This window comes from Mycolicibacter engbaekii, from assembly GCF_002101585.1.
GTDB classification, from domain to species: domain Bacteria; phylum Actinomycetota; class Actinomycetes; order Mycobacteriales; family Mycobacteriaceae; genus Mycobacterium; species Mycobacterium engbaekii.
Genome location: NZ_LQOT01000069.1, coordinates 226,226 through 250,412 on the forward strand (window position 1 = coordinate 226,226; position 24,187 = coordinate 250,412).

Here is a 24,187-nt window from a genome sequence, read left to right on the forward strand (position 1 = left end):
ACCCGTCAGTCCGGGAAGGCGGCCGCACGATGACCGAGGCCCTCGACGCGGTGATCGTCGGCGCTGGGTTCTCCGGCCTGTACACGCTGCACTACCTGCGCGAACGGGGAATCCGCGCCCGCGTGCTGGAGGCCGCCGGCGACGTCGGCGGAACCTGGCTGGTCAACCGGTATCCGGGTGCGCGCTGCGATATCGAAAGCATCGAATACTCCTACAGCTTCTCCGACGAGATCCAGCAGGAGTGGTGCTGGACCGAAACGATGCCGGCCCAACCCGAGATCCTGGCCTACCTGCGGTTCGTCGCCGACCGGCTCGACCTGCGCCGCGACATCGCCTTCGACACCGAGGTCACCGCGCTCAGCTTCGACGAGCACGACGCCGCATGGCGGGTGCAGACCGCGGCGGGGGAGTGCTACGCCGCGTCCTTCGTCGTCGCGGCCACCGGGATTCTGTCGGTGCCGCTGCAACCCGACATCGCCGGAATCGAGGACTTCGCCGGCACCTCGCTGCACACCAGCCGATGGCCCGAAGCGGGCTGTGAACTGGCCGGCCGACGGGTCGGGGTGATCGGTACCGGATCCACCGGTGTCCAGCTGATCCCGGTGGTCGCCCGAGAAGCCGCACAGCTGTACGTCTTTCAGCGTTCGGCGGCCTACACGCTGCCGTGGCAGGTCCGCCCGTTCGCGCCGGGTGAACTCGACGAACTCAAAGCGGACTACGACACGATCCGTGCCGCGCAACGCGAACACCCGGTGGGCGCCGCGCGTCTCTCGGCGTTCTCGGTGCTGCTCGACATGCTCAGCCGCCCGCCGCTGAAGTCCGCCAGCCGTGAAGACCAACTGCGCGCCATCGACGAACACGGCGTGCTGGGGGCGCTCAACTGGGGCGATCTCTTCTTCGACATCGAGGCCAATCAGCGGGCCACCCGGCTCTACGGCGAGGCCATCGCCCGGATTGTGCACGACCCCGAGACGGCGGCCGCGTTGGTGCCCACCCATCCGTTCGCCTGCAAACGGCCGATCATCGACCAGGGCTACTTCGAGACGTTCAACCGCGACAACGTCAACCTGGTCGACCTGCGGCATGAACCGATCGAACAGGTGACACCGTTCGGGATCCGCACCAGCCGAGATGATTACGACCTCGACGTGATCATCTACGCCACCGGGTTCGACGCCATGACCGGGGCGCTGTCCCGGATCGACGTCCGCGGCCGGGACGGGGTGTCGCTGCGTCAGACCTGGGCCGACCAGGGCCCGGTATCCTATCTGGGATTGCAGGTGGCCGGGTTCCCCAACCTGTTCACCGTTCAGGGGCCGGGGAGTCCCAGTGCGGCCACGAATTTCGTCGCCGCACTCGAGCAACACGTGGAGTGGATCGGTGACTGCATCGCCGATCTGCGGGCGAGGGGAGTGCGGACCATCGAGGCGTCGCCGGCCGCCCAAGACGACTGGATCGAGCACACCACCGCGCTGGTCGCACCGACCGTGCTGGCGCACCCGACCTGCAGTTCCTGGTACAACGGCGGCAACGTGCCCGGCAAGAAACGGATGTACATGGGCTACACCGGCGGTATCCCGGAATACCGCCGGCGCTGCGCGGAGATCGCCGCCGCCGGCTACACCGGATTCCGGCTCGGGTGATCGATGATGGCCACGACGCACCGCGTGCCGCAGATCCTGCGTGGTCTGACCGGGGTGCTGCCCCGTTCGCTGGACGCACTGCGCTCTTCGGCGGACTGGCCCGGGGTCTCACCGCGCGGTGCACGCCAACTCGGTGAGGTGGTCGCCGACGAGCTCACCTTGACCGCGATGACCCTGCTGGCCCCGGCGCCCGTCCTCGGGCGGCCGCTGAGTGCCTGCGTCGCGGCCGCCGATGAACTGTCGGCGTTGGGCATCGACGGCGCACATACCGCGCCGCAACCGTTGCAGGAGAAGTCAATCCGGTCGCATCGGTTCGGTCGACTGAGCTATCAGCGGCTGATCTTCGACCACGATCCGCTGCTGCCCGCAACCTTGCAGGCCGAAGGCCTTGGCGGGCCGGCGTCCGCGGCGGTACACCTGTATCAACACCACCACGACGCCGCGCGGCCCTGGCTGGTGTGGGTGCACGGGGCGGGCCAGGGCGGCGGGCCGGATCTGCTGGTGGCACGGGCGCAGCGACTGCACCGGCTGGGGTTCAACGTGGCGTTGCCGATCCAGCCCGGTCACGGGCCGCGTCGCCATGCCTGGCCCGCCTACCCCGGCCACGATCCACTGGCCAACGTCGCCGGCATGATGCGGGCCATCTCCGAGGTGCGCGCGGTGGTGCGCTGGCTGCGTCCGCAGGCCAGCGCTCTGGCGGTGTCGGGCATCTCGCTGGGCAGTCCGGTGGCCGCCCTGGTGTCGCATCTGGAACCCGATGTCGACGCGGTCGCGGTCTACACCCCGATCGCCGGGCTCAACGCGATGGTGGGACATCACCTGTGGCGCTGGGGTGCCGCGGGCGAGTCGGTCGGACAGGCGCTGAGCTCGTCGACCGCGACCGCCCTGATGTCGGTGGTCGACCTGCTGGCCGCCGTTCCCGCGCCGCCCGCTGAACGTCGGCTGATCGTGGCCGCACGCAACGACCGGATGGCCTATCCCGAGACCGCCGTGGCGCTGCAGCAACGCTGGGGCGGCCGACTGTTCTGGCACGACGGCGGACACGTGGGACACATCTTCTCGCGGCGGGCCCAGGCGGAGACGGAACGGTTCCTGACACAGATGATGGGAGGTACCCGGTGACGGTTGGCGCGGTAGCGATTCCCGCCGGTATCGACGGGGTGAGCCCGTCATGGCTGACCGGTGCGCTGCGCGCCTACAAGCAAGGCGTCTGGGCATGACCGAACGGGTACTCGACGAACTGGGCTACTACCTGCTGGCCGGCGCCGGCGGCGAAGGGCCGGCCTCGCTGATGGACGAGGCACGCCGCGGCGAGGAACTGGGCTTCGGTACCGCGTTCATCTCCGAACGCTGGAACGTCAAGGAAGCGTCGTCGCTGGTGGGCGCCGCATGCGCGGTCACCGACCGGATGCAGATCGCCACCGCGGCAACCAATCACAACACCCGCCACCCGCTGATCACCGCGTCCTGGGCCACCACCATGCACCGGCTGTCCGGGGGCCGGTTCACGCTGGGCATCGGACGCGGAATCGCCGCCATGTACGCCGCGTTCGGCATTCCGAGCGTCACCACGGCACAGATGGCCGACTTCGCCCAGGTGATGCGCCGGCTCTGGAGTGGCGAGGTGATCTTCAACCACGACGGGCCGATCGGCCGCTATCAGGTGCTGTTTTTGGACCCGGACTTCTCCGAAGACATCCGGTTGGCGCTGGTGGCGTTCGGCCCGAAGACCCTGGAGCTGGGCGGGAGGTTGTTCGACGACGTCATCCTGCACACCTACTTCACCCCGGAGACCTTGCAGCGCAGTGTGAAAACGGTCAAAGACGCCGCCGAACGGGCCGGACGCGATCCGGCCGCCGTGCGGGTCTGGTCGTGCTTCGCCACCGTCGGCGACCACCTGCCCGAAGAACTGCGGCTGAAGAAGACCGTCGCACGCCTGGCGACCTACCTGCAGGGCTACGGCGATCTGATGGTGCGCACCAACGACTGGGATCCGGCCGTCCTGCAGCGTTTCCGGGACGATCCGGTGGTGCAGTCGATTCCGGGCGGTATCGATCACAAGGCCACCGCCGAGCAGATCGAGCACATCGCGACGTTGCTGCCCGACGAATGGCTGGAACCGGCGGCCACCGGTCCGGCGAGCCGCTGCGCTGAGCGCATCCGCGCCGAGTTCGACTACGGGGCCGACGCGGTGATCCTGCACGGCGCCACGCCCGACGAACTGGAGCCCGTCGTCGCCGCGTACCGCGCCGCCGCGGGTTGATGCCGGTACAGAGCAGGGTCCGGGTCAGTCCAGGCCGCCGCGAATGGCGTCGAACGCCTCGCCCAGGACCAGCGGCAAGACCAGGGTCTCGTCGCCCAGCCAGCGTTCGTAGGCGCTCAGTGCCACGCCCAGCATGGTCCACGCCACCGTCTGTGGCCGCAGGTCGTCCGGGTGCAGGCCCGCCCGGCGGGCCACGAACTCCGCGATGACCCCGCGCCAGCCGGCATACATCGTCATCGAGTAGGCCTGCAGCTCGTCGGTCTGCAGGATCACGCGCATACGCCGGCGGTGCCGCGCCGTCTCGCTCTCGTCAAAGGTGTTGAACGCCAGCAGCGCCGCGCGCAGCGCATCGCCCAGCGGCGCCGCCGGCTCGATGGCGTCCAGCAGGGCGCGCAGTTGCTGCAGGTGCGCGTCGAAGTCGCCCCACGGGATGGCGCTCTTGGAGGCGTAGTACCGGAACAGCGTGCGGCGGCCGATACCCGCGGCGTGCGCCACGTCGTCCACGCTGACCTCGCCGAAACCGCGCGCGGCGAACAGGTCGATCGCCACGTCGGTGATGTGGTGCGGGGTGGTGGACCGGCGCCGGCCGGCGCGGGTGTGTGGCTCCAGTGCACCGCCCATCCGACAGCCCCGCTTTCTTTACGGCACTCGATGCCATATTCTGTCCCGAGATTGTGACCGACACGACAGTGCATTGTCGAACCCCGGAGAAAGGCTCGCGTCATGGACAGCAACCTGCAGAACGACACCGCCGCCGAGATCGTCACCGAGACCCTGGTCGAAGAGGTGTCCATCGACGGCATGTGCGGCGTCTACTGACCATGCCGGAGGTCGCCGTGCAGTCGGAGGTAACAGTGTTCGACCCCGACCGCGGCTGGCAGCTCCACCCGCAGGTGGCGCTGCGTCCGGAGCCGTTTGGTGCCCTGCTGTACCACTTCGGCACTCGTAAGTTGTCGTTTCTGAAGAACCGCACCATCGTCGAGGTGGTGCGGTCTCTTTCGGACCACGACGATGTCCGATCCGCCTGCCGTGCAGCCGGAGTCGACGACGCCGACCAGGGTCCCTACCTGCATGCGCTGCGCGTGCTGGCGGACTCGAAGATGCTGATGCCCAGGGAGGGCCAATGACATCCGTGGCACCGGTGCCCCGGCTGATCGAACAATTCGAGCACGGTCTCGACGCTCCGATCTGCCTGACGTGGGAACTGACCTACGCCTGCAACCTGGCGTGTGTGCACTGCCTGTCCTCGTCGGGCAAGCGTGATCCCCGCGAGCTGTCCACGCAGCAGTGCAAGGACATCATCGATGAGCTGGAACGCATGCAGGTGTTCTACGTCAACATCGGTGGCGGTGAACCCACTGTGCGCGCAGACTTCTGGGAGCTGGTGGACTACGCCACCGAGCATCACGTCGGCGTGAAGTTCTCCACCAACGGCCTGCGGATCACGCCCGAGGTGGCGGCGAAACTGGCGGCCAGCGACTACGTCGACGTCCAGATCTCCCTCGACGGAGCCACCGCGGAGGTCAACGACCCGATCCGCGGGCCCGGCTCGTTCGACATGGCGATCCGTGCGCTGGAGAACCTGGCTGCGGCCGGCTTCTCCGACGCCAAGATCTCCGTCGTCGCGACCCGACACAACATCGACCAGCTCGACGACTTCGCCGCGCTGGCCGGCCGGTACGGGGCCACCCTGCGGATCACCCGGCTCCGGCCGTCCGGGCGGGGAGCCGATGTGTGGGACGAGCTGCACCCGACCGCCGAACAGCAGGTGGCGCTCTACGACTGGCTGGTCGCCAATGGGGAACGCGTGCTGACCGGCGACTCCTTCTTCCACCTGTCGGGGCTCGGGGCCCCCGGTGCGCTTGCCGGGCTCAACATGTGCGGCGCCGGCCGGGTGGTCTGTCTCATCGACCCCGTCGGCGACGTCTACGCATGTCCGTTCGCCATTCATGACCGCTTTCTGGCTGGAAACGTGTTGGCCGACAACGGCTTCGACAACGTCTGGAAGAATGCGCCGCTGTTTCGCGAGCTGCGGGAGCCGCAGTCCGCGGGTGCGTGCGGTGGTTGCGAGCACTACGACAGCTGCCGGGGCGGGTGCATGGCCGCCAAGTTCTTCACCGGCTTGCCGCTCGATGGCCCCGATCCCGAATGTGTCCAGGGCTACGGCGCGCCCGCGCTGGCCGCCGACCGCACCAAGCCCCGTCCCGCCGCGGACCACTCCCGCGGTAAGCCGATCACGTCTGTGGTGCCGCTGACGCTGTCCATGCGCCCGCCGGCCCGCCTCTGCAACGAAAGTCCGATCTGAACATGGCTCGTAATCTCTGGTTCGAAACTGTGGCCGTCGCCCAGGAAAGAGCCAAAAAGCGGCTTCCGAAGTCCGCGTATTCCTCGCTGATCTCGGCCAGCGAAAAGGGTCTGACGGTCAGCGACAACGTCGCCGCGTTCAGCGAGCTGGGTTTCGCTCCCCATGTGGTGGGCGCACCGGCCAGCCGCGAACTGTCGACCACCGTTATGGGCCAAGAGATCTCAATGCCGGTGATGATTTCGCCCACCGGCGTGCAGGCGATCGACCCGGACGGCGAGGTAGCTGTCGCCCGAGCCGCGGCGGCCCGCGGTACCGCGATGGGCCTGTCGTCGTTCGCCAGCAAGCCCATGGAAGAGGTGATCGCCGCCAATCCCAAGACCTTCTTCCAGATCTACTGGCTTGGGGGGCGCGATGCCATCGCCGAGCGGGTGGAGCGTGCTCGGGCGGCCGGGGCGGTCGGTCTGATCGCGACCACCGACTGGAGCTTCTCGCACGGGCGGGACTGGGGCAGCCCCACCATCCCCGAGAAGATGGACCTCAAGACCATGATCACGATGATGCCGGAGGCCCTCGCCAGGCCGGGCTGGTTCCTGCGCTGGGCCAAGACCCTGCGTCCCCCGACTCTGCGGGTGCCCAACCAGGCGCGCCCCGGCGAGTCCGGGCCGCCGTTCTTTCAGGCCTACGGAGAATGGATGGGCACACCCCCGCCCACCTGGGAAGACATCGCCTGGGTCCGGGAACTGTGGGGCGGGCCGTTCATGCTCAAGGGCGTGATGCGCGTGGACGATGCCAAACGTGCTGTAGATGCCGGTGTTTCGGCGATCTCGGTCTCCAACCACGGTGGCAACAACCTGGACGGCACTCCGGCGGCGATCCGGGCCCTGCCGGCCATCGCCGATGCGGTCGGCGACCAGATCGAGGTTCTGCTCGACGGCGGGATCCGCCGGGGCAGCGACGTCGTCAAGGCGGTCGCGCTGGGAGCGCGTGCGGTGATGATCGGCCGGGCCTACCTGTGGGGTCTGGCCGCCGCCGGGCAGCCGGGCGTGGAGAACGTCCTGGACATCCTGCGGGGCGGTATCGACTCGGCCCTGATGGGGCTCGGCCGGGCCTCGGTGCACGACCTGTCGCCGGAGGACATCCTGATTCCGGCTGGTTTCGCCCGTGCGCTCGGCGTGCCGGCCGCCCAGGCCGGGTAGCCCGACTGGGCCGTCCACCTGCGAAATCAGCCCCGGCAGCTGATACGCCCGTGGCCAACGGGACGAACGTGGTCAGGTGCGGCTGGATCGGGTCCCCGGAAGAAAAATTTACGCCAGTCGTACTTTTCAACAACTGGTGTACGACAGGTGAATTCGCTTACCATCGTGCGATGGTGGTTGGCCGCGAGCTCGGAAGTTCTACCTGGAACGAGCTGCAGAACCTGCTAGAGCGCCAGCTGCCGGGCTCAGGCGCGACGCTGCTGGTTCCGGTCGGATCGACCGAACAGCACGGGCCGCACCTGCCGCTGGACACCGACACCCGAATCGCCCAGGCGCTGGCCGGTGAGCTGGCGGCCCGCGGGGACGCCTGGGCGGTGGCGCCGGCCGTCGCCTACGGCGCCAGTGGCGAGCATCAGAGTTTTGCCGGAACCATCTCGATCGGCACCGAGGCACTGACCCGGCTGTTGGTCGAGTACGGCCGGTCGGCGTGCTGCTGGGCTCAGCGGGTGGTCTTCGTCAACGGACACGGCGGCAATACCGACGCGATGGCCCAAGCGGTGCGCCTGCTGCGCTCCGAAGCCCGCGACGTGGCCTGGGTCCCGTGTGCCGTGGCGGGCGCCGACGCCCATGCCGGGCACACCGAAACGTCTCTGTTGCTGCATCTTTCACCCGACAGTGTCCGGCTGGATCGCCTGCAGTCAGGAAACACGGCGCCCTTGGCGCAGCTGTTGCCCGCCATGCGTGCCGGCGGTGTCGCCGCAGTGAGCGCCGTCGGGGTGCTGGGCGACCCGACCACCGCCACCGCCGCCGAGGGGCGGCGGTTCTTCGGTGAGATGGCCGACGCGGCGCTGGCCGCCATCACGAGCTGGGCTCCCGGGCCGGACGGGATGCTGCGATGAGCGTGGATCGCCTCCCGGACGGCTTCGCTGTGCAGGTGGATCGGAAAGTGCGCGTGCTGGGCCGCGGATCCACGCTGTTGGGCGGCTCGCCGACCCGGCTGCTCAGGCTGGCGCCCGCCGCACGGGGAATGCTGTCCGACGGCCGCCTCGAAGTACGCGACGCCGTCAGCGCTCAGTTGGCCCGGACCCTGCTCGATGCCACGGTCGCCCACCCGCGGCCGGCCGGCGGCCCATCATATCGCGACGTCACGGTAGTAATTCCCGTGCGGGACAACATAGTCGGTCTACAGCGCCTGGTGGCGGCGCTGCGCGGACTGCGCGTCGTGGTGGTGGATGACGGGTCGCACGTTCCGGTCTGCCGAGAGGACCTGGCAGCCGCGCACAACGGCACGCTGGAGATTGTGCGCCACCCGGAGAATCGGGGTCCCGCCGCGGCGCGCAACACCGGACTGAGCGTCTGCACCACGGAGTTCGTGGCATTTCTGGACTCGGACGTGGTGCCGCGCCGGGGCTGGCTGGAGGCGCTGCTGGGCCACTTCTGCGACCCCGCCGTGGCCCTGGTGGCCCCGCGTATCGTCGCGATGGCCGACAGCGGAAACCTGCTCGCGCGCTACGAGGGCATCCGGTCGTCCCTGGATCTGGGTGGCTGTGAGGCTCCGGTGGTTCCCTACAGCAAGGTCGCCTACGTCCCCAGTGCGGCCATCATCTGCCGTGTTTCGGCGTTGCGTGCCTCGGGTGGCTTCGACGAAGCGCTGCGGTCCGGCGAAGACGTCGACCTGTGCTGGCGCCTGGTGGACTCAGGCAGCCGGCTGCGCTACGAGCCGATCGCACAGGTCGCCCACGACCACCGGGTCGACGTACGGGAGTGGTTGTCGCGCAAAGCATTTTACGGAAACTCGGCGGCTCCATTGTCGGCGCGGCATCCAGACAAGACCGCACCCATGGTGATCTCCGGATGGGCCCTGGCGGGTTGGGTGCTGATGGCGCTCGGCTCGACGGCGGGGTACCTGGTCGCGCTGGCGATCGCTGCGCTGACCGGACGCAAGGTCGCCAGGTCCATGCGCGGCCCCGACACCGCGCCGGCCGATGTGCTGACCGTGACATTGCGCGGACTGGCCGGTGCCGGACTGCAGATCGCCTCAGCCCTGTGTCGGCACTACTGGCCGCTCGCCCTGCTGGCCGCTCTGGTGTCCCAGCGCTGCCGCAGGGCGCTGGTCGTGGCGGCGATTGCCGACGGAGTGGTCGATTGGCTGCGGCACGCACGCTGCGAGGACGACACACGGCCGCTGGGGCTGCTCGGCTACCTGTTGCTCAAACGGCTCGACGACCTCGCCTACGGCGCCGGCCTGTGGGGCGGCGTGGTGCGGGAGCGCAACTGGGCCGCACTCAAGCCGCAGATCCGGGGGTAGGGGCTTGACGGTTCCGGTGGCGCACAGCGACGCCCTGGTGGTGGGCGCGGGTAGCGCCGGATCCATTGTCGCAGCGCTGCTCTCGGCTGATCCGGCATGCGCGGTGACTGTCCTGGAGTCGGGTACCGGGCTGGACGACCCGGTTCTGGCGGCGCATACCGCCGATGCCGCACGGTTGCCGATCGGCACCGAGAGCCCGCTGGTGCGCCGTTACCGCGCCGAGCTGACCAGCGATCACGCGGCGGCCATCGTGCGAGGTGCCACGCTCGGAGGCTCCGGTGCGGTCAACGGCGGCTACTTCTGCCGCGGGCTGCCCGCGGACTTCGCCGGCTTTCCCGCCGGCTGGTCCTGGCCGGAGGTATTGGAGGCATTTCGGGCGGTTGAGACCGACCTGGACTTTCACGGCCCGGCGCACGGTGACTCCGGCCCGATTCCGGTCCGGCGAACTCGCGACATGTGCTTTGGGACAAGTCGATTCATCGAAGCGGTGACACGGGCGGGATTTGACTGGATCGATGATCTCAACGACGCGACGTTGGCGACGGGACCGGGAGCCGGCGCCGTCCCGCTCAACATCGTCGACGGTGTGCGCACCGGCCCGGGCGAGGCATACCTGCGGCCGGCCCTGTCCCGGTCCAACCTGACCGTCCTGCCGAAGACCCGCGCGGTGCGCGTCGATATCGACGGCGACCGGGCCGTGGCGGTGGAGGCGATCGGGGAGCAGGGGCCGGTGCGGCTGACGGCGGATCGAATCGTGCTGTGCGCCGGAGCGATCGGCACAGCACACCTGCTGATGCTGTCCGGGGTGGGCGAGGAAGCGATGCTGCGTGCCGCCGGGGTTGCCGTCAGTGTCCCGCTTCCGGTAGGGGCACACTGCGCGGACCACCCGGAATGGCTGGTCTCAGCCGAGTGGCCGGGCACGCCGGGCCGCCCGGTGCTCGAGGCCGTACTACACCACGAAGGCCTGGAAATCCGGCCCTACACCACGGGTTTCGCGGCCATGGTCGGTGAGACCGCCGCCGTCGATCCGCCGCATATCGGCGTTGCGTTGATGACCCCGCGTGCCCGCGGCCGGATCAGCCTGGTCTCGGCGGATCCGCAGGTCGCCCCACGTATCGAGCACCGCTATGACACCGAGCCGCAAGACCTTGCCGAGCTGCGCCGCGGGGCGGAGTTGCTCGAGGCCGTCGTGGGCACCAAAACATCTGGCACCGCACCGCGTTGGTCGACTTCGCAACACCTGTGCGGCAGCGCGCCCATGGGGGTCGACGGCGACCGGGCCGCGGTGCTCGACGCGCAGTGCAGGGTGCGGGGGATTGCCGGGCTATGGGTGATCGACGGATCGGCGCTGCCCACGATCCCCAGTCGCGGGCCGCACGCGACGATCGCGATGCTGGCACAGCGGGCGGCTGCGCTGCTGTGCGGTCAGGGCCGGATGCGATAGCGGATCGGCAGGTGCTTGAGCCCGCCGACGAACGTCGTCGACACCAGTTGTGGCTCGCCGGCCAGTTCGACGGATTCCAGGCGGGGCAGCAGGGCGCTGAAGAAGCTGCTGATCTCCATGCGCGCCAAGGCGGAACCCACGCAGAAGTGCACGCCGTGCCCGAACGCCAGATGCTTGTTCGGGTCGCGTCCGACATCGAAGGCGAACGGGTCGGCGAATACGTCCTCGTCACGGTTGGCCGAGACGTAGGACAGGTAGACCGATTCTCCCTTGGCGATCGGCACGCCGCGCACCTGCGTGTCGGCGGTCGCGGTGCGCATGAACTCCTTGACCGGCGTCACCCAGCGAATGATCTCCTCGACCGCCGTCGGCATCAGGTTCATGTCAGCGCGGAGCCGCTCGCGCTGCTCGGGATGCTCGATCAGTGCCTGCATCCCGCCGCTGATCGCCGCGCTGGTGGTGTCGTGGCCGGCGGTGGCGATGATGACGTAGTAGGAGGCGGTGTCCACATCGGACAGCGGCGCCCCGTCGATGGTCGCGTTGGCGATCGTGGAGGCCAGATCCTCGGTAGGGCGGGCTCGCCGCTCGGCGGTCAGCGCCCCGAAGTAGGCGAAGAAGTCGAGCAGCACCGGCAACTGCTCCTCGGGAGTCAAGCCGCGGCGGTACTCCTCGTCGTCACCGCCGAACAGCTCCTGGGTCAGGCGCAGCATGCGGGGAAAGTCCGATTCGGGCAGGCCGAGCAGTGACAGGATCACGAACAGCGGGTAGTTGACCGCGACCTCCTGGACGAAGTCACACTCGCCCCCCAGCTGCACCATCTTCTCGACGTAGCGGTGCGCGAGTTCGTCGATACGGGCCTTGAGATTGCGCATTGCCTTGGGGCGGAACCACTCCGAGACGACAGAACGCATCTTCTGGTGCAGCGGGTCGTCCATGTGGATCAGCGTGCGCAGACCCATCCCGGACTCCAGCAGAGAACGCTGCAGGTCGTCGGACTCGGCGGGCACCAGCACCGGCCGCGGTTCGTTGATCCACAGCGCGTTGTCGCGTTCGATCTCCATGATGTCGGCGTGCCGGGTGATCGCCCAGAACGGGCGGTAGGGCCGCCGGTCGACCAGGCACACCGGGGCGTGGGCGCGCAGGTGTGTCAGCGCGCCGTGCAGCCGAGCGTCGTCGGCGTAGGCGCTGGGGTCGGCGAATACCTGGGCCGCCTGGTCGATTGTCGGTGTGCTCAAGTCCGGCTCCTCGTCCACAATTCTTGACAGGTGTCAGCTCGGCACCAGTGTCGGGCATGGTCGCCCGTCGTGTACCCGCTTTGCGCGAACCTCCCCGATTAGGCTCTTCGGTCATGTCGATCCGATCGTGTCGCCGGGTGGCGCGGGCCGGCGTCCTGGTGCTGGCGCTGTCCGCGGTGCTGGCTGCCGGGTGCGCGAGTTCTGACGGTGCTGCGTCCCAACCCGGCGTGGGCCCGCGTGCTGTCGCGCTCAACGCCGACGTGGTGCGGACCGGCTCCGGTCTGCTGAAAGGAAGCGTCGGTCCGGATCACCGCCTGTTCCAAGCAGTCCCATACGCCGCGCCGCCGGTCGGTCCGCTGCGATGGCAGCCGCCGGCGCCGATGCCCGCCTGGCCGGGGGTGCGCGAGGCGGTGGGGCGCGGACCCTGGTGCATCCAGCCCGACGCCGGCCACCCGGACCAGACCAGCGAGGACTGCCTGACGCTGAACGTGTGGACGCCGACCGGCTCGGCGGCCGAGCCGCTGCCGGTGATGGTGTGGATCCACGGCGGCAGCTTCATGCGGGGCGCCGGCGACATCTATCACGCGCAACGCCTCGCGGTCCGGGGCCGCATCGTGGTCGTCACCGTCAACTACCGGTTGGGCGCCCTCGGCTTCCTGTCCGACCCGGCACTGGGGGACCCGGGCAACTACGGCCTGGCGGATCAGCAGGCGGCGCTGCGCTGGGTCCGCGACAACATCGACGCGTTCGGCGGCGATCCGGACAAGGTGACCATCGCCGGTGAGTCCGCCGGCGGTATGTCGGTCTGCGACCACCTGGCCGCGCCGGAATCGGCCGGGCTGTTCCGGGCGGCGATCATCCAGAGTGGGCCGTGCCAGGCCCAGGTCGAGGTGGAGCAGGCGCAGCAGATCAGCCGGGAGTACACCGAATCGGTGGGCTGTGGCGAGCACGGCCGGGGCCATGACTATCCCGACGAGCAGATCGCCTCGTGTCTGCGGGCGTTGCCACCCGACCGGCTGGCCAAGCCGCTGTGGTACTCGCGGTTCGGCACCGATCAGCTCAGCGGTCCGGTGATCGGGACCAAGCTGCTGCCCAAGGATCCGGTGCGGGTGTTTCAGGAGTCCCCGCACGAGGGCGGCCCGGCGGGCAGACCGGTACTACTCGGCATCAACCGCGACGAGTTCACCATGTTCGTCGCGCTGCGGTATCTGCGCGTCGGCCGGGAGATCACCGCCGCGGAATACCCCGGCGAGCTGGACGACACCTTCGGCGCCGACCACGCCGCCGAGGTGGCGCAGCGCTATCCGCCGGCCCGGTACGACGGCAGCGTCTCGCTGGCCTACGCGGCCGCGGCGACCGACGACATCTTCGCCTGCCTGGCCGACCGGATGGCCGGCGGACTGGCTGCTGCCGGCCCCGTCTACGGCTACGAGTTCGACGACCCGCATGCTCCCGCGCCCGACCTGTACGACCAGGTGCCGTTCCCGGTCGGGGCCACCCACTCCCTGGAGATGCGCTATCTGTTCGACATCGGCGGCGCGCCCCCGCTGGATCCCGCCCAGCGCCGGCTGTCCGACCAGATGATCGAGTACTGGACGGGGTTTGTGGTGACGGGGGCGCCGATCGCGGTCGAGCAACCCGACTGGCCCGTGGTGGGACCGGGGCCGCAGCGGCGCTGGATGTCGCTGCGGACCGACGGAAGCCGGGTGATCACTGACTACGCCGCAGAGCACCAGTGCGACTTCTGGGCGGGCGTGCGCGGCTGAGCTCGTGTTCTCTTTCGCCGAGCGTGTACTCAGAACGAAAAATCACCCGGAATCTCGGGCTGAGTACACGCTCGGCGGGGGAGTGGGAGGGCTCGCCCGCTCAGGCCGGCGTGACCCAGGTGGTGATGTCGGCGTGCACGACCTCCACGCCGGTCTTGTCGGTGATGCTCACCGGCACCACCACCTCGGTGCCTTCGGTGATGGCGGCGAAGTCGGGCGGGTCCAGCCGGGCCGTGGCCCGCAACGACGTCGTCGCCTTGGCCAGGTAGCTCACGCTCATCGCCTTGGGGATCCAGCGGTGGCTGGCGGGCACGGTTGCCTCCATCAGCATCCCCATCGCGACCTCGGCCGCATTGCACGACGCGATGGCGTGCACCGTGCGCAGGTGGTTGTAGACGAACGGCCACTTGGGCACCAGCACCTCGGCCAGCCCGGGCTCCATCCGGACAACGTGGGGCAGCACCGAGGCGAAATAGGGGACCCGGGCCATCGCCGCGGCCGAGAACATCCGGGTGCCGCCCGGGACGCCCGCGAGCCGCTGCCAGGTCCGATAAGTACTGGTAGATCCGGTCACGCCCACCCACCTTACCGGCAAGTAAGATCGGCGGCCGGGCTGTTCGGCGGTGGTCGGCCACTCGGGCCGGGAGCGCGACCGCTGGGGATTTGGCCGCTGACCCGATCTGGGGCATACTATTCAGGTTCGCCTGCGCCGGGATCGCTCCTGGCTGGGCATACGACCAGCGCCCACCCGGGCGCATCCGGTCCCACTCTCGCCGTACGGAGCTTTTTCACCGTGCACGAGGCCGCGTCCGGGCGACACGCCCGACCGCGGGGACCGGTGGACCAGGACAGGTAAACAGCGGCGGCAGCGCCCAGCGCAGTGTCGAAACGGACCCACGGGTTCGGGCAGGCACAGACGAGCTGGGGCACAAAGGGTTCGAAAGACGGGCCCCCTTTGCAGGAGTGAGGTAGCAGAAGCGTGGCGGGACAAAAGATCCGCATCAGGCTCAAGGCCTACGACCATGAGGCGATCGACGCCTCGGCGCGCAAGATCGTTGAGACGGTCACCCGTACCGGTGCGTCTGTAGTCGGCCCGGTGCCGCTGCCGACCGAAAAGAACGTGTATTGCGTCATCCGGTCCCCGCACAAGTACAAGGACTCGCGGGAGCACTTCGAGATGCGCACCCACAAGCGGTTGATCGACATCCTCGATCCCACGCCGAAGACCGTTGACGCCCTGATGCGCATCGATCTGCCGGCCAGCGTCGACGTCAACATCCAATAAGGCATCCCAGTAGGAGCTCGGAAGAAACCATGGCACGCAAAGGTATTTTGGGTACCAAACTGGGCATGACGCAGGTGTTCGACGAGAACAACAAGGTCGTGCCGGTCACGGTCGTCAAGGCCGGGCCGAATGTGGTCACCCGCATCCGCACCCCTGAGCGCGACGGCTACAGCGCCGTCCAGCTCGCTTACGGCGAGATCAGCCCTCGCAAGGTCAACCGGCCGCTGACCGGTCAGTACACCGCCGCGGGCGTCAACCCGCGCCGGCACCTGGCCGAGTTGCGCCTCGACGACGAGGCGGCCGCCGCCGGCTACGAGGTCGGCCAGGAGCTGACCGCCGAGATCTTCAGCGACGGCAGCTACGTCGACGTCACCGGAACCTCCAAGGGCAAGGGTTACGCCGGCACCATGAAGCGGCACGGCTTTGCCGGCCAGGGCGCCGGTCACGGCGCGCAGGCTGTGCACCGCCGGCCGGGTTCGATCGGTGGCTGCTCGACCCCCGGCCGGGTGTTCAAGGGCACCCGGATGTCGGGACGGATGGGCAACGACCGGGTCACCACCCAGAACCTGGTGGTGCACAAGGTGGACGCCGCGAACGGTGTCCTGCTGATCAAGGGCGCCATTCCGGGCCGCAACGGTGGGCTGGTTCTGGTCCGCAGCGCGATCAAAAAGGGTGAGAAGTAATGGCCGGCATCACGATTGACGTCAAGACTCCGGACGGCAAGTCCAGCGGCTCGGTCGAGCTGCCCGCCGAGCTGTTCGACGCTCCCGCCAACATCGCGCTCATGCACCAGGTGGTGATCGCTCAGTTGGCTGCGGCCCGTCAGGGTACGCACTCCACCAAGACCCGCGGTGAGGTCAGCGGCGGTGGCCGCAAGCCCTACCGGCAGAAGGGAACCGGCCGTGCCCGCCAGGGCTCGACCCGGGCGCCGCAGTTCACCGGCGGTGGTGTGGTGCACGGGCCCAAGCCCCGCGACTACAGCCAGCGCACCCCCAAGAAGATGATCGCCGCCGCCCTGCGCGGAGCGTTGTCCGACCGGGCGCGCAACGGCCGGATCCACGCGGTCACCGAGCTGGTCAGCGGCCAGACTCCGTCGACCAAGAGCGCCAAGACGTTCCTGGGCTCGCTCACCGACCGCAAGCGGGTGCTGGTGGTCATCGGCCGGGCCGACGAGACGGGCGCCCGCAGCGTGCGCAACCTGCCGGGTGTGCACATCCTGTCCCCGGACCAGCTCAACACCCACGATGTGCTGCGTGCCGACGACGTGGTGTTCAGCGTCGAGGCTCTGAACTCCTACATCGAGGCTCACACTGGCAAAACCGAGGAGGTTTCGGCCTGATGGCGACCATCACCGACCCCCGCGACATCATCCTCGCGCCGGTCATCTCCGAGAAGTCCTACGGGCTGATCGAGGACAACGTGTACACCTTCGTGGTGCACCCGGACTCGAACAAGACGCAGATCAAGATCGCGATCGAGAAGATCTTCGCGGTCAAGGTCTCGTCGGTGAACACCGCCAACCGGCCGGGCAAGCGCAAGCGGTCCCGGAACGGCTACGGCAAGCGCAAGGACACCAAGCGCGCCATTGTGACTCTGGCCCCCGGCAGCAAGCCGATCGACCTGTTCGCCGCGCCGGCCTGACCGGAGTGAGAGAGAGATCTAACTGACATGGGAATCCGCAAGTACAAGCCGACGACCCCCGGTCGTCGCGGTGCCAGCGTCTCCGATTTCGCTGAGCTCACCCGCTCTCACCCGGAGAAGTCGCTGGTCCGGCCGCTGCACGGCCACGGTGGGCGTAACGCCCACGGCCGGATCACCACCCGCCACAAGGGTGGTGGCCACAAGCGTGCCTACCGCGTGATCGACTTCCGTCGCCACGACAAGGACGGCGTCAACGCCAAGGTCGCCCACATCGAGTACGACCCGAACCGCACCGCGCGGATCGCGCTGCTGCACTACCTCGATGGCGAGAAGCGCTACATCATCGCGCCGCAGGGTCTTTCGCAGGGCGACGTCGTGGAGTCGGGCGCCAACGCCGACATCAAGCCGGGCAACAACCTGCCGCTGCGCAACATCCCCGCCGGCACGCTGGTGCACGCGGTGGAGCTGCGCCCGGGCGGCGGCGCCAAGCTGGCCCGCTCGGCCGGGTCCAGCATCCAGCTGCTGGGCAAGGAAGGCGCCTACGCCTCGCTGCGTATGCCTTCCGGTGAGATCCGCCGCGTCGACGTGCGCTGCCGCGCCACGGTCGGCGAGGTGGGCAACGCCGAGCAGGCGAACATCAACTGGGGTAAGGCCGGCCGGATGCGGTGGAAGGGCAAGCGCCCGACCGTCCGTGGTGTGGTCATGAACCCGGTGGACCACCCGCACGGTGGTGGTGAGGGCAAGACCTCCGGCGGCCGGCACCCGGTCAGCCCATGGGGTAAGCCGGAGGGTCGCACCCGCCGGCCGAACAAGCCCAGCGACAAGCTCATCGTCCGACGCCGGCGCACCGGCAAGAAGCGCTAGGAATCGGAGGGAAAGCGATGCCACGTAGCCTTAAGAAGGGTCCGTTCGTCGACGACCATCTGCTCAAGAAGGTCGACGTTCAGAACGAGAAGAACACCAAGCAGGTCATCAAGACCTGGTCCCGTCGGTCGACGATCATCCCGGACTTCATCGGGCACACGTTCGCTGTACACGACGGCCGTAAGCATGTTCCGGTATTCGTCACCGAGTCGATGGTCGGGCACAAGCTCGGCGAGTTTGCTCCGACGCGCACCTTCAAGGGACACATCAAAGACGACCGGAAGGCTAAGCGCCGGTGAGTGTTACGACTGAATTCCCGTCTGCTGTCGCCAAGGCCCGCTTCGTGCGGGTATCGGCCAGCAAAGCGCGCCGGGTGATCAACCTGGTTCGCGGCAAGTCGGTGTCTGAGGCGCTGGACATCCTGCGCTGGGCGCCGCAGCAAGCCAGCCTGCCGGTGGCCAAGGTCATCGCCAGCGCGGCGGCCAACGCCGAGAACAACAACGGACTGGACCCGGCCACCCTGGTGGTGGCCACGGTCTACGCCGACGAGGGCCCGACCGCCAAGCGGATCAAGCCGCGCGCCCAGGGGCGTGCGTACCGGATCCGGCGGCGCACCAGCCACATCACCGTGGTGGTGGAGAGCCGTCCGGTCTCCGGCGGTGGTTCGGCGCAGTCTGCCGGTGCCGCCCGGGCACGTCGTGCCCAGGCCAGCAAGGCCGCCGCCGGTCAGGCTGCTGCCAAGGCGCCGGCCAAGAAGGCGACGGCCGAGAAGGCGCCCGCCAAGAAGGCGCCGGCGAAGAAGGCTTCCGCAGCCAAGGCTGCCGAGAAGACGACGGAGAAAGCGGCGGCGAAGAAGGCGCCCGCCAAGAAGGCGGCAACCAAGAAGGCGCCTGAGACGTCCGACGCGAAGGAGGGCTCGGAGTAATGGGCCAGAAGATCAATCCGCACGGTTTCCGGCTCGGCATCACCACCGACTGGAAGTCGCGCTGGTACGCCGACAAGCAGTACGCGGACTACGTCAAGGAAGACGTGGCGATCCGGCGTCTGCTGTCGAGCGGGCTCGAGCGTGCCGGCATCGCCGACGTGGAGATCGAACGGACCCGGGACCGGGTTCGCGTGGACATCCACACCGCTCGTCCGGGCATTGTGATCGGCCGTCGGGGCACCGAGGCCGACCGCATCCGTGCCGACCTGGAGAAGCTGACCGGCAAGCAGGTGCAGCTGAACATTCTCGAGGTCAAGAACCCCGAGTCGCAGGCCCAGCTGGTGGCCCAGGGCGTTGCCGAGCAGCTGAGCAACCGCGTGGCGTTCCGTCGCGCGATGCGTAAGGCGATCCAGTCGGCGATGCGCCAGCCCAACGTCAAGGGCATCCGGGTGCAGTGCTCGGGCCGTCTCGGCGGCGCTGAGATGAGCCGTTCGGAGTTCTACCGTGAGGGTCGGGTGCCGCTGCACACGCTGCGCGCCGACATCGACTACGGGCTGTACGAGGCGAAGACCACCTTCGGCCGGATCGGCGTGAAGGTCTGGATCTACAAGGGCGACATCGTCGGCGGCAAGCGCGAGCTGTCCGTTACGGCGCCGTCGGCCGACCGTCCCCGCCGGGAGCGGCCGTCGGGCACCCGCCCGCGCCGCAGCGGCGCCTCCGGTACCACCGCGACCAGCACCGACGCCGGGCGGGCCGCTGAGAGCACCGAGAACACCGCTGCTGCCGAGACGGTCACCGAGGCCGCTCCGGCCGCAGCGGAAACGCAGAACACGGAGAGCTGAATCATGTTGATTCCCCGTAAGGTCAAGCACCGCAAGCAGCATCACCCCAAGCAGCGCGGTATCGCCAGTGGCGGCACCGCGGTGACGTTCGGTGAGTACGGCATCCAGGCCCTGGAGCACGCCTACATCACCAACCGGCAGATCGAGTCGGCGCGTATCGCCATCAACCGGCACATCAAGCGTGGCGGCAAGGTGTGGATCAACATCTTCCCGGACCGCCCGCTGACCAAGAAGCCCGCCGAAACCCGCATGGGTTCCGGTAAGGGTTCGCCGGAGTGGTGGGTCGCCAACGTCAAGCCGGGTCGGGTGCTGTTCGAGCTGAGCTACCCCAACGAGGCCATCGCCCGTGCCGCACTGACCCGGGCGATCCACAAGCTGCCGATCAAGGCGCGCATCGTCACCCGAGAGGAGCAGTTCTGATGGCAGTGGGAGTGACCGCCGGCGAACTGCGCGAGCTGAGCGCCGACGAACTCGTCGAGCAGCTGCGCGAGTCCAAAGAAGAGCTGTTCAACCTGCGTTTCCAGATGGCGACCGGGCAGCTCACCAACAACCGTCGGCTCCGCACGGTGCGCCACCAGATCGCGCGCATCTACACCGTGTTGCGCGAACGGGAACTGGGCCTGGCGTCCGGTCCCGCTGGTTCTGAAGGCGAGGCATCGTAATGGCACAGGCTGCAAAGGCTAACGCCGCGGAGAAGGGCGCCAAGCACACTCCGCGCACCGAGACGCCGCGGGGTCGCCGCAAGACCCAGATCGGCTACGTGGTCAGCGACAAGATGGAGAAGACCATCGTCGTCGAACTCGAAGACCGTGTGAAGCACCCGCTGTACGGCAAGATCATCCGGACCACCAAGAAGGTCAAGGCGCACGACGAGAACAACACGGCCGGTATCGGCGACCGCGTGTCGCTGATGGAGACCCGTCCTCTCTCGGCGACCAAGCGGTGGCGCCTGGTCGAGATCCTCGAGAAGGCCAAGTAAAAGCTGTTACGCCGCGGCCCTGACACGCAGTCCTGTACTGCGGGTCAGGGCCGCTGCTTATTCCGCACCGGGGCGTAGCGGCCTGGTGCCCGGGTGCACCGTAGCGTGGGGAAGCCGAATTCGGCTGCGCACAAGGCGTGTCCGGCTCGCAAAGTCTGCCGCTTGGCCGGCGGCCCGGTAGTGTCTCAACAGTTCCGGGGGCCGACGACGGAGTGAGCAATGGTGGAGTTCAAGGGCAAGATCAGTCTCGACATCCGGGACTCCGAACCGGACTGGGGTCCGTTCGCCGCGCCGACGGCTCCCGAAGGCGCACCCAACGTGCTGTACCTGGTCTGGGACGACACCGGCATCGCGACCTGGGACTGCTTCGGCGGGCTGGTCGAGATGCCGACCATGAGCCGGATCGCCGCCCGCGGGGTCCGGTTGTCGCAGTTTCACACCACCGCCCTGTGCTCGCCGACCAGAGCCGCGTTGCTGACCGGCCGCAACGCCACCAGCGTCGGGATGGCGACCATCGAGGAGTTCACCGATGGGTTCCCCAACTGCAGTGGGCGCATCCCCTACGACACCGCGCTTCTCAGTGAGGTTCTCGCCGAACAGGGCTGGAACACCTTCTGCGTCGGCAAGTGGCACCTGACGCCGCTGGAGGAGTCCAACATGGCGGCCACGCGGCGGCACTGGCCGACCCAGCGGGGCTTCGAGCGGTTCTACGGATTCATGGGCGGCGAGACCAATCAGTGGTATCCCGATCTGGTCTACGACAACCATCCGGTCGAGCCGCCGGCCACGCCGGAGGACGGCTACCACCTGTCCAAGGACATCGCCGATCGGACCATCGAGTTCATCCGCGACGCGAAGACCGTCGCACCCGGCAAGCCCTGGTTCGGCTATGTCTGCCCGGGTGCCGGCCACGCCCCGCACCATGTGTTCGCCGAATGGGCCGATCGCTATGCCGGGCGTTTCGACATGGGCTACGAGAAGTACCGCGAGATCGTCCTGGAGAACCAGAAGAAGCTGGGCCTGGTGCCGGCGGACACCGATCTGTCCGAGGTCAACCCCTACGCCGACGTCACCGGCTCCGCGGGCCATCCCTGGCCGCTGTTGGACATGGTCCGCCCCTGGGACACCCTCGATGATTCCGAGAAGCGCCTGTTTGCCCGAATGGCCGAGGTGTTCGCCGGATTCCAGAGCTACACCGATGCTCAGATCGGCCGGATTCTGGACTACCTGGAGGAGTCCGGGCAGCTCGACAACACCATCGTGGTGGTGATCTCCGACAACGGAGCCAGCGGCGAGGGCGGCCCGAACGGGTCTCCCAACGAGAACAAGTTCTTCAACGGCTATATCGACTCCGTCGAAGAGGCGATGAAGCTCTTCGATGAGCTCGGCAGCCCGGAGACCTACAACCACTATCCGGTCGGCTGGGCGATGGCGTTCAACACGCCCTACAAGCTCTACAAGCGCTATGCCTCCCACGAGGGCGGCATCGCCGATCCGGCGATCATCAGCTGGCCCAAAGGGATCGCGGCGCACGGCGAGGTGCGCGACACCTACGTCAACGTCTGCGACGTGACCCCGACGGTCTACGACCTGCTCGGCATCACCGCTCCCGACACGGTGCGCGGCATTGCCCAGCGGCCGCTGGAGGGGGTGAGCTTCAAAGCCGCCCTCGAAGACCCGGACGCCGACACCGGCAAGCACACGCAGTTCTATTCGATGTTGGGAACGCGTGGTATCTGGCACCGGGGCTGGTTCGCCAACACCGTGCACGCGGCGGCGCCCTCGGGGTGGAGCAACTTCGACGACGACCGGTGGGAGCTCTATCACCTGGCCGAAGACCGCAGCCAGTGCCACGACCTGGCGGCCGAGCACCCCGAGAAACTCGAAGAGCTCAAGCAGCTGTGGTTCTCCGAAGCGGAGCGTTACAACGGGCTTCCGCTGTCGGACCTGAACATCATCGAGATGCCGGCCCGGCAGCGGCCGTACCTGTCGGGTGACCGCACCGCCTACACGTATTACCCGAACACCGCGGAGGTGCCGTTGGGAGCCTGCGTGGAGATCCGCGGGCGATCGTTCTCGGTGTTGGCGCGCGTCACGGTGGATTCGGCTGCCGCCGAGGGTGTGCTGTTCAAGCAGGGCGCACGGCACGGCGGCCACGCGCTGTTCGTACAGGACGGCAAGCTGCACTACGTCTACAACTTCCTCGGCGAGCGTGAGCAGTGGCTGTCCTCGGCCGATCCGATCCCGTTGGGAGACCACATCTTCGGCATCCGATTCGAGCGCACCGGCACCGTCGAGGGCAGCCACACCCCGGTGGGCGACGCCACGCTGTACATCGACGACACCGTGGTGGCCACCCTGACCGGGATGCTCGCCCAGCCGGGTGCCTTCGCGCTGGCCGGCGGCGGCGTCAGCGTGGGGCGCAACACCGGGCAAGCCGTGTCGTCGGCGTACCGTGCGCCGTTCGGCTTCACCGGTGGATCCATCGCGGATGTGGCCGTGGATGTCAGCGGCGAGCCGTACCTGGATGTGCGGAAGAGCATCGCCGCCGCATTCGCCCGGGATTGACGCCTTGCTGACCGAACTCGTCGACATCCCGGCCGGGGTGTTCCGGATGGGTTCGACGAGCTTCTATCCCGAAGAGGCGCCGATCCACACTGTGGCGGTGCAGCCGTTCGCGCTGGAACGCCATCCGGTGACCAACGCCCAGTACGCCGCGTTCGTCGCCGCAACCGGCTATGTGACCGTCGCCGAACAGCACCTCGATCCCGCGCGCTACGGCGACGCGCAGCCGGGTGCCCTGGTCTTCGCCCCGACATCCGGGCCGGTCGACCTGCGGGACTGGCGGCAGTGGTGGCGGTGGGTGCCCGGCGCCAACTGGCGGCACCCGCTGGGCCCGCACAGCGGCGTCGAGGACAAGCCCGATCACCCGGTGGTGCAGGTGGCCTACCCCGACGCGGCGGCGTACGCGCGGTGGGCGGGGCGGCGGCTGCCCACCGAAGCCGAATGGGAGTACGCCGCTCGGGCCGGGGCCGCGACCACCTATTCGTGGGGCGACGAGGAGAAGCCCGGCGGGGAATTGATGGCCAACACCTGGCAGGGCGCCTTCCCGTACCGCAACGACGGCGCTCTGGGCTGGTCCGGGACGTCGCCGGTGGGCGCCTTTGCCGCCAACGCCTGGGGACTGCTCGACATGATCGGCAACGTCTGGGAGTGGACCACCACCGTCTTCTGGGCCCATCACCGCCTGGATGCACCGCCGAGTGCCTGCTGTGCTCCGGCCGCTGCCGGCGACCCCACCGTCAGCCAGACCCTCAAGGGCGGCTCGCACCTGTGTGCGCCCGAGTACTGCCACCGCTACCGGCCCGCCGCCAGATCGCCGCAGGCGCAGGACACCGGCACCAGCCATATCGGGTTTCGGTGCGCGACCGGGGGGTCGGAGAGCAATTTGGAGTCTGGCGATACGTCGCCTAAGCTCTAGGGGTTGCCAT

27 protein-coding genes are annotated in these 24,187 nt (G+C 68.4%); 24 read left to right on the forward strand and 3 right to left on the reverse strand.

Annotated features, from left to right (window positions below; translation table 11 throughout):
- Positions 1-29 precede the first annotated feature (29 nt).
- From AWC02_RS17645 to AWC02_RS17655, 3 genes are all read left to right on the forward strand, one after another.
- Positions 30-1,643, forward strand: a complete 1,614-nt coding sequence (locus tag AWC02_RS17645) for a flavin-containing monooxygenase (protein ID WP_085129992.1) — start codon at positions 30-32, stop codon at positions 1,641-1,643.
- Between the two features lie 6 nt (positions 1,644-1,649).
- Positions 1,650-2,765, forward strand: a complete 1,116-nt coding sequence (locus AWC02_RS17650) for an alpha/beta hydrolase (protein ID WP_085129993.1) — start codon at positions 1,650-1,652, stop codon at positions 2,763-2,765.
- A 94-nt stretch (positions 2,766-2,859) separates the two neighbouring features.
- Positions 2,860-3,906: a TIGR03857 family LLM class F420-dependent oxidoreductase gene (locus AWC02_RS17655; protein ID WP_085129994.1), complete on the forward strand. Its 1,047-nt coding sequence runs from the start codon at positions 2,860-2,862 to the stop codon at positions 3,904-3,906.
- Between the two features lie 24 nt (positions 3,907-3,930).
- Here AWC02_RS17655 and mftR read toward each other — a convergent pair whose 3' ends face one another.
- Positions 3,931-4,527, reverse strand: a complete 597-nt coding sequence (gene mftR / locus AWC02_RS17660; RefSeq protein WP_085129995.1) for a mycofactocin system transcriptional regulator — start codon at positions 4,525-4,527, stop codon at positions 3,931-3,933.
- A gap of 102 nt (positions 4,528-4,629) precedes the next feature.
- Here mftR and mftA point away from each other — a divergent pair, with 102 nt between their 5' ends.
- The 7 genes from mftA to mftG all read left to right on the forward strand — a co-directional run bounded on the left by mftA (position 4,630) and on the right by mftG (position 11,159).
- Positions 4,630-4,725 (forward strand): mycofactocin precursor MftA, encoded by a 96-nt coding sequence (gene mftA / locus AWC02_RS17665; RefSeq protein ID WP_082109703.1) that lies wholly within the window; start codon positions 4,630-4,632, stop codon positions 4,723-4,725.
- Positions 4,726-4,727: 2 nt separating this feature from the next.
- A complete protein-coding gene (mftB, locus tag AWC02_RS17670) occupies positions 4,728-5,033 on the forward strand; it encodes a mycofactocin biosynthesis chaperone MftB (RefSeq protein ID WP_085129996.1) in 306 nt (101 codons plus the stop codon).
- The gene (mftC, locus tag AWC02_RS17675) at positions 5,030-6,211 is read left to right on the forward strand and encodes a mycofactocin radical SAM maturase (protein WP_085129997.1); all 1,182 of its coding nucleotides are present in this window, start codon (positions 5,030-5,032) and stop codon (positions 6,209-6,211) included. The genes mftB and mftC overlap by 4 nt, the downstream gene beginning before the upstream one ends.
- A 2-nt stretch (positions 6,212-6,213) precedes the next feature.
- Positions 6,214-7,407, forward strand: a complete 1,194-nt coding sequence (gene mftD, locus AWC02_RS17680) for a pre-mycofactocin synthase MftD (protein WP_085129998.1) — start codon at positions 6,214-6,216, stop codon at positions 7,405-7,407.
- A 170-nt stretch (positions 7,408-7,577) separates the two neighbouring features.
- On the forward strand, positions 7,578-8,306 hold the full coding sequence (gene mftE, locus AWC02_RS17685) for a mycofactocin biosynthesis peptidyl-dipeptidase MftE (protein ID WP_085129999.1): 729 nt from the start codon (positions 7,578-7,580) through the stop codon (positions 8,304-8,306).
- Positions 8,303-9,715 (forward strand): mycofactocin biosynthesis glycosyltransferase MftF, encoded by a 1,413-nt coding sequence (gene mftF / locus AWC02_RS17690; protein ID WP_085130000.1) that lies wholly within the window; start codon positions 8,303-8,305, stop codon positions 9,713-9,715. The genes mftE and mftF overlap by 4 nt, the downstream gene beginning before the upstream one ends.
- Positions 9,716-9,719: 4 nt before the next feature.
- Entirely contained in the window at positions 9,720-11,159 is a 1,440-nt protein-coding gene (mftG, locus tag AWC02_RS17695; RefSeq protein WP_085130001.1) for a mycofactocin dehydrogenase MftG, read from the forward strand.
- On the opposite strand, the gene AWC02_RS17700 is transcribed toward mftG, so the two are convergent.
- On the reverse strand, positions 11,141-12,394 hold the full coding sequence (locus AWC02_RS17700; protein WP_085130116.1) for a cytochrome P450: 1,254 nt from the start codon (positions 12,392-12,394) through the stop codon (positions 11,141-11,143). The genes mftG and AWC02_RS17700 overlap by 19 nt on opposite strands.
- A 113-nt stretch (positions 12,395-12,507) precedes the next feature.
- Here AWC02_RS17700 and AWC02_RS17705 point away from each other — a divergent pair, with 113 nt between their 5' ends.
- Complete coding sequence (locus tag AWC02_RS17705; RefSeq protein WP_085130002.1) at positions 12,508-14,160, forward strand: carboxylesterase/lipase family protein; 1,653 nt, start codon at positions 12,508-12,510, stop codon at positions 14,158-14,160.
- A 100-nt stretch (positions 14,161-14,260) separates the two neighbouring features.
- Here the strand turns inward: AWC02_RS17705 and AWC02_RS17710 are convergent, their stop codons facing one another.
- Complete coding sequence (locus tag AWC02_RS17710) at positions 14,261-14,668, reverse strand: hotdog fold domain-containing protein (RefSeq protein ID WP_237160525.1); 408 nt, start codon at positions 14,666-14,668, stop codon at positions 14,261-14,263.
- A gap of 471 nt (positions 14,669-15,139) precedes the next feature.
- Here AWC02_RS17710 and rpsJ point away from each other — a divergent pair, with 471 nt between their 5' ends.
- The 13 genes from rpsJ to AWC02_RS17780 all read left to right on the forward strand — a co-directional run bounded on the left by rpsJ (position 15,140) and on the right by AWC02_RS17780 (position 24,177).
- Positions 15,140-15,445, forward strand: a complete 306-nt coding sequence (gene rpsJ / locus AWC02_RS17720) for a 30S ribosomal protein S10 (RefSeq protein ID WP_003883485.1) — start codon at positions 15,140-15,142, stop codon at positions 15,443-15,445.
- Positions 15,446-15,474: 29 nt separating this feature from the next.
- Positions 15,475-16,128, forward strand: a complete 654-nt coding sequence (rplC, locus tag AWC02_RS17725) for a 50S ribosomal protein L3 (RefSeq protein WP_085130003.1) — start codon at positions 15,475-15,477, stop codon at positions 16,126-16,128.
- Positions 16,128-16,784, forward strand: a complete 657-nt coding sequence (rplD, locus tag AWC02_RS17730) for a 50S ribosomal protein L4 (protein WP_085130004.1) — start codon at positions 16,128-16,130, stop codon at positions 16,782-16,784. The genes rplC and rplD overlap by 1 nt, the downstream gene beginning before the upstream one ends.
- Complete coding sequence (gene rplW / locus AWC02_RS17735; protein WP_046319532.1) at positions 16,784-17,086, forward strand: 50S ribosomal protein L23; 303 nt, start codon at positions 16,784-16,786, stop codon at positions 17,084-17,086. The genes rplD and rplW overlap by 1 nt, the downstream gene beginning before the upstream one ends.
- Positions 17,087-17,113: 27 nt before the next feature.
- Positions 17,114-17,950, forward strand: coding sequence for a 50S ribosomal protein L2 (rplB, locus tag AWC02_RS17740; RefSeq protein ID WP_024440413.1), 837 nt, complete (start codon positions 17,114-17,116; stop codon positions 17,948-17,950).
- Positions 17,951-17,967: 17 nt separating this feature from the next.
- A complete protein-coding gene (gene rpsS, locus AWC02_RS17745; protein WP_006245110.1) occupies positions 17,968-18,249 on the forward strand; it encodes a 30S ribosomal protein S19 in 282 nt (93 codons plus the stop codon).
- Positions 18,246-18,875 carry a 50S ribosomal protein L22 gene (gene rplV, locus AWC02_RS17750; protein WP_085130005.1) on the forward strand — a complete coding sequence of 210 codons (630 nt, stop codon included), beginning with the start codon at positions 18,246-18,248 and terminating at the stop codon, positions 18,873-18,875. Before rpsS ends, rplV begins: the two co-directional genes overlap by 4 nt.
- Positions 18,875-19,717 (forward strand): 30S ribosomal protein S3, encoded by an 843-nt coding sequence (rpsC, locus tag AWC02_RS17755; protein ID WP_046319527.1) that lies wholly within the window; start codon positions 18,875-18,877, stop codon positions 19,715-19,717. Before rplV ends, rpsC begins: the two co-directional genes overlap by 1 nt.
- Before the next feature lie 3 nt (positions 19,718-19,720).
- Positions 19,721-20,137, forward strand: coding sequence for a 50S ribosomal protein L16 (gene rplP / locus AWC02_RS17760; protein ID WP_046285397.1), 417 nt, complete (start codon positions 19,721-19,723; stop codon positions 20,135-20,137).
- On the forward strand, positions 20,137-20,379 hold the full coding sequence (rpmC, locus tag AWC02_RS17765) for a 50S ribosomal protein L29 (protein WP_085130006.1): 243 nt from the start codon (positions 20,137-20,139) through the stop codon (positions 20,377-20,379). The genes rplP and rpmC overlap by 1 nt, the downstream gene beginning before the upstream one ends.
- Positions 20,379-20,696, forward strand: coding sequence for a 30S ribosomal protein S17 (gene rpsQ / locus AWC02_RS17770; protein ID WP_085130007.1), 318 nt, complete (start codon positions 20,379-20,381; stop codon positions 20,694-20,696). The genes rpmC and rpsQ overlap by 1 nt, the downstream gene beginning before the upstream one ends.
- Before the next feature lie 219 nt (positions 20,697-20,915).
- Positions 20,916-23,264 carry an arylsulfatase gene (locus tag AWC02_RS17775; protein WP_085130008.1) on the forward strand — a complete coding sequence of 783 codons (2,349 nt, stop codon included), beginning with the start codon at positions 20,916-20,918 and terminating at the stop codon, positions 23,262-23,264.
- 4 nt (positions 23,265-23,268) lie between these two features.
- Positions 23,269-24,177, forward strand: coding sequence for a formylglycine-generating enzyme family protein (locus AWC02_RS17780; protein ID WP_085130009.1), 909 nt, complete (start codon positions 23,269-23,271; stop codon positions 24,175-24,177).
- The last annotated feature ends 10 nt before the right edge of the window (positions 24,178-24,187 follow it).

Coding starts and splice junctions, on each gene's coding strand:
- AWC02_RS17645 (WP_085129992.1), top strand. CDS start 30: ATGACCGAGGCCCTCGACGCGGTGATCGTCGGCGCTGGGTTCTCCGGC.
- AWC02_RS17650 (WP_085129993.1), top strand. CDS start 1,650: ATGGCCACGACGCACCGCGTGCCGCAGATCCTGCGTGGTCTGACCGGG.
- AWC02_RS17655 (WP_085129994.1), top strand. CDS start 2,860: ATGACCGAACGGGTACTCGACGAACTGGGCTACTACCTGCTGGCCGGC.
- mftR (WP_085129995.1), bottom strand. CDS start 4,527: ATGGGCGGTGCACTGGAGCCACACACCCGCGCCGGCCGGCGCCGGTCC.
- mftA (WP_082109703.1), top strand. CDS start 4,630: ATGGACAGCAACCTGCAGAACGACACCGCCGCCGAGATCGTCACCGAG.
- mftB (WP_085129996.1), top strand. CDS start 4,728: ATGCCGGAGGTCGCCGTGCAGTCGGAGGTAACAGTGTTCGACCCCGAC.
- mftC (WP_085129997.1), top strand. CDS start 5,030: ATGACATCCGTGGCACCGGTGCCCCGGCTGATCGAACAATTCGAGCAC.
- mftD (WP_085129998.1), top strand. CDS start 6,214: ATGGCTCGTAATCTCTGGTTCGAAACTGTGGCCGTCGCCCAGGAAAGA.
- mftE (WP_085129999.1), top strand. CDS start 7,578: ATGGTGGTTGGCCGCGAGCTCGGAAGTTCTACCTGGAACGAGCTGCAG.
- mftF (WP_085130000.1), top strand. CDS start 8,303: ATGAGCGTGGATCGCCTCCCGGACGGCTTCGCTGTGCAGGTGGATCGG.
- AWC02_RS17705 (WP_085130002.1), top strand. CDS start 12,508: ATGTCGATCCGATCGTGTCGCCGGGTGGCGCGGGCCGGCGTCCTGGTG.
- AWC02_RS17710 (WP_237160525.1), bottom strand. CDS start 14,668: ATGTTCTCGGCCGCGGCGATGGCCCGGGTCCCCTATTTCGCCTCGGTG.
- rplC (WP_085130003.1), top strand. CDS start 15,475: ATGGCACGCAAAGGTATTTTGGGTACCAAACTGGGCATGACGCAGGTG.
- rplD (WP_085130004.1), top strand. CDS start 16,128: ATGGCCGGCATCACGATTGACGTCAAGACTCCGGACGGCAAGTCCAGC.
- rplW (WP_046319532.1), top strand. CDS start 16,784: ATGGCGACCATCACCGACCCCCGCGACATCATCCTCGCGCCGGTCATC.
- rplB (WP_024440413.1), top strand. CDS start 17,114: ATGGGAATCCGCAAGTACAAGCCGACGACCCCCGGTCGTCGCGGTGCC.
- rpsS (WP_006245110.1), top strand. CDS start 17,968: ATGCCACGTAGCCTTAAGAAGGGTCCGTTCGTCGACGACCATCTGCTC.
- rpsC (WP_046319527.1), top strand. CDS start 18,875: ATGGGCCAGAAGATCAATCCGCACGGTTTCCGGCTCGGCATCACCACC.
- rplP (WP_046285397.1), top strand. CDS start 19,721: ATGTTGATTCCCCGTAAGGTCAAGCACCGCAAGCAGCATCACCCCAAG.
- rpmC (WP_085130006.1), top strand. CDS start 20,137: ATGGCAGTGGGAGTGACCGCCGGCGAACTGCGCGAGCTGAGCGCCGAC.
- rpsQ (WP_085130007.1), top strand. CDS start 20,379: ATGGCACAGGCTGCAAAGGCTAACGCCGCGGAGAAGGGCGCCAAGCAC.
- AWC02_RS17775 (WP_085130008.1), top strand. CDS start 20,916: ATGGTGGAGTTCAAGGGCAAGATCAGTCTCGACATCCGGGACTCCGAA.